Consider the following 3,287-nt stretch of genomic DNA (forward strand, 5'->3'; position numbering starts at 1 on the left):
TATAGTATACAACAAAAAGGACAGATTAACCACTTCAAGCTATCGCTTGACCGAAATTCATCTCCCACTTTCACTGGTGCTTCGCACCCATACGCTTAGAAGTGGGAGACTTCTTCCGGAATTACGTTAAACTATACTGGATAATGGCGGCACGTTCAAGTTTCAAGCACCGGAGAATAAAACAGCTTATCCTTCATTAACAGAGGATAAGCTGTTCTGTTTTTCACAGCATAAACTTAGGATACTCTTTCATAACGTCATCGAGCAATGGATCGCCTTCTTTAAGAACTGTGCGAAGCATCTCCAGAGCCTGAAAATAGGAAAAGAACATCAGACAGGAGAACAGGGTTGGTATTTTTTGAGAAAAGGTGTGCTGTAGCGAGCGTTTCTTTAAAATGTTCCAGGTCTGGTAATCATCGTTCTCATCTTGGTATAAGGCCTGCCACCCTTTGACCATAGCCTCCTGAGCCTGGTAAATAATATGTCCATTAGTCACCATCTTATCCGTCTTTTTTACATCTAGATCAATCAATAGCTCGTGTTCATTTTTTATACTAAGTAAGGTCTGTTTGTCATGGCTATGGATATCCCGAACATTGTGGATTCCGATCCAGTTGGCGTGATTGTGCTTCGTTCCTTTGTCCGGAGCGAAACACATGGGACCTAAGACATAGGGACATTTCTGATTAATGCCAAAAGCTTTGCCTAATTGTTTAATCATTTCATAGTTTATGTTCATGGCATTGAACGACCGGTTTATTATCTGAGTTGTCGTTTCAACGGACTTGAGAGGTGACCCATAGAGATTAAAGACAATCGTGTTATAGGGTGTTCGTTCTTCATTGGACAAATCACAGATATAAAAGCATGTCCGGTCTATAGAAATATACTTCTGTTCAAGTGAAACATCCAGATAATTCATGATTTGAGAAGCGTCTATTTTGAGATGATCAAAATAAGTTCTACCTCTGTCTACCTTATTACTCGTGAAGAGGTACTGACTTGCCCGTTCTTTTAAAACATAATCTTCCAGCTGCCTGACGTACTTTTTATAAAGTTTATCCATGAACCGTTCCCTTCGGCACTGATTAAAGCGCTATCATTATTTTTGTTAAAGTTCATAAATTCACATTGATTATAGCATAAGCTGGTTATATTCGGTAGATATTAATTATATTTTTTCCATTAGATTAATTTAATCCTGTCTGTCTATCTCCTTTTATGTCAGTTGAAATCAGAAAATTTAGTTAAGAATGTGATGAGGATTTAAACTGATTCACCTTGATTATGAAAGTCTTTAGACTGGAATAATAATAATTTTATTAATCGGGAGTCAGACTACAGGTTTCAGTCCTTTGAATGAGAATAGCTCTACCTATAAAGTAGGGGTTGTACAAGGCCTGGTACAAATAAAACTAGAGAATTCTCGTAATAAAGGAAAATCGATGAGGACATTGAGAGAAGAAATGGCAGATGACTTTTTCTTTGTTCATACCAGTTTGGTTCATGGAGCATTGAAAAAGTGTGGAGTTTTAAGATCAAATCAGAATTATGATGATCTGGTTCAGATAGGTTTACTGACACTCGTTAAAGTGTACGAGCAATTTCCAGAGGATTTATGTGAAGAGGAATATTTTTATCAGTTCACAGGTTTTGCCTTTCAAAAAATCAAATGGGCGGTTATAGATGAGTTGAGAAAATATCAGCTGAAAAAAGAGCGGGAGGAGACTGTTTCAGAATTTTTTGACGATGAAGCAGAGTCGTCCAGGGACAAAAATGAAGACTGGATCGTCTGGCAGCTCTTTCCTTCTATGCTGGATTGTCTGGCACCGAATGAACAGATCTATTTGAATGAGACTGTCCTGAACAAGCTCTCCGTGACCGATATAGCGAGAAAGCATAAGGTCAGCCGCAAAACGGTCTACCAGTGGAAAAATCGAACGGCACTAAAACTGAGTCACTTTAAAGCAGTACTGATAAACTAATAGAGAGAAGGAAGAGACATGAGTAAAACAGTAATCATTGATGCAGGACATGGGGGAACCGATCCGGGGGCGAAGGGATTTGGAGTAAATGAAAAAGACTGGACACTTTCCATCAGTCTGTATCAGTATCGACGCTTGAAGGAGTGCGGGGTAGACGTCGCCCTGACCCGTCAGTCAGATGTATCCCTGAATCCGACGCAGCGTATAGCTAGGATCAGGAATCAGTATGATTTATGCGTATCTAATCACTGGAACGCTTTCAATAGTCAGGCACGTGGGGTCGAGACGATTCATTCGATTCATGCCAAAGCTGATTTTGCCAGAGCATTGGCTGAAAAATTAGCTCACACCACTGGTCTGCCATTGAGGCGGGTATTCACTAGAGAAATTCGAAAAGGTGTCGATTATTATTATATGCACCGGTTGACTGGAAATACGGAAACAGTTATTGTAGAATACGGATTCATCGATAACCAGGTCGATCATCATTACTATTTGGAGCAAAATAATTTTATATCGGCTGCAGAAGCAGTTGTCGAATGTATCTGTAAAAAAGTGGGCGTCCGATATCAGCCTCCTACAAAAAAGACTGCACATCATTTGCCAGATTATCCAGCTAATGACAAAGCTAAATCGCTCCCGGGTTTTAAAGGGTTTCGTTTGGAGAGTATTCACAACGGTGAACTTCGTTTCTACAACAAGCCCAGCTGGTCTGACGATGATGTATTTGGATTCATGAAAAAAGGACAGATGTTTACTGAAATCCTGGACAAGCTGAAAGTCGGATCAGGTGAGCAGTATAAAGTGAGAAATGCCAGAGGGCAAGTGTTTTATGTAACTGCCAGCCCGAAATTTGTCCGAATAGTGTGAGCATTAAGGCTAACGTAGAGAAGATAACTATTATCAAACTGAGAAGAGACGGTCTCCATGAATAAGGATCATAATAAAAGTAAGCAAGAGGCTACTTCAAGGGAGTGGATCAAGCTGCCATTCGTTATCATATGGTTGCTGTTGAATGCAGTGATCCTCCTGTTCAACTATGGAGCACATAAAAAGGTAATCCCGAAAAAAGATCAGTTGGATAAAGAAGAGCACAGTCAGTCTTAGGAATCTGAAACTGGAAATTAACTAGCTTATGATTTGAATAAAGGAAAGTGACTATAACAGGCATCAGGGAGTGAAGAAGTCCTGCCGATGCCTGTTTGTCAGCCTATTTTTGAAATAGTAAAAACTCAAGTTTCGCACCCCTAAGAACGACGTTCTATCCTTTTACCGTAAAGATCAGTTAGAATATTGAACTTA

The 3,287-nt window shown here is 39.8% G+C and carries 4 protein-coding genes; 3 read left to right on the forward strand and 1 reads right to left on the reverse strand.

The window, feature by feature from the left end; all coding sequences use genetic code 11:
* Positions 1-223: 223 nt before the first annotated feature.
* Complete coding sequence (locus tag ABFX15_RS09760; RefSeq protein ID WP_346025232.1) at positions 224-1,066, reverse strand: competence protein ComK; 843 nt, start codon at positions 1,064-1,066, stop codon at positions 224-226.
* Between the two features lie 379 nt (positions 1,067-1,445).
* Here ABFX15_RS09760 and ABFX15_RS09765 point away from each other — a divergent pair, with 379 nt between their 5' ends.
* From ABFX15_RS09765 to ABFX15_RS09775, 3 genes are read left to right on the forward strand one after another with little or no spacing between them, the layout of a single operon-like run.
* Entirely contained in the window at positions 1,446-1,985 is a 540-nt protein-coding gene (locus ABFX15_RS09765) for a sigma-70 family RNA polymerase sigma factor (RefSeq protein WP_346025233.1), read from the forward strand.
* A gap of 18 nt (positions 1,986-2,003) precedes the next feature.
* On the forward strand, positions 2,004-2,855 hold the full coding sequence (locus ABFX15_RS09770; protein ID WP_346025234.1) for an N-acetylmuramoyl-L-alanine amidase family protein: 852 nt from the start codon (positions 2,004-2,006) through the stop codon (positions 2,853-2,855).
* Positions 2,856-2,912: 57 nt separating this feature from the next.
* A complete protein-coding gene (locus ABFX15_RS09775) occupies positions 2,913-3,092 on the forward strand; it encodes a hypothetical protein (protein WP_346025235.1) in 180 nt (59 codons plus the stop codon).
* Positions 3,093-3,287: the final 195 nt, after the last annotated feature.

The organism is Alkalibacterium indicireducens (assembly GCF_039522005.1).
In the GTDB taxonomy this organism is placed as follows: domain Bacteria; phylum Bacillota; class Bacilli; order Lactobacillales; family Carnobacteriaceae_A; genus Alkalibacterium; species Alkalibacterium indicireducens.

What these genes read in the sequence shown, in the direction of transcription:
- ABFX15_RS09760 (WP_346025232.1), bottom strand. Translation starts at nt 1,066, where the DNA reads ATGGATAAACTTTATAAAAAGTACGTCAGGCAGCTGGAAGATTATGTT.
- ABFX15_RS09765 (WP_346025233.1), top strand. Translation starts at nt 1,446, where the DNA reads ATGAGGACATTGAGAGAAGAAATGGCAGATGACTTTTTCTTTGTTCAT.
- ABFX15_RS09770 (WP_346025234.1), top strand. Translation starts at nt 2,004, where the DNA reads ATGAGTAAAACAGTAATCATTGATGCAGGACATGGGGGAACCGATCCG.
- ABFX15_RS09775 (WP_346025235.1), top strand. Translation starts at nt 2,913, where the DNA reads ATGAATAAGGATCATAATAAAAGTAAGCAAGAGGCTACTTCAAGGGAG.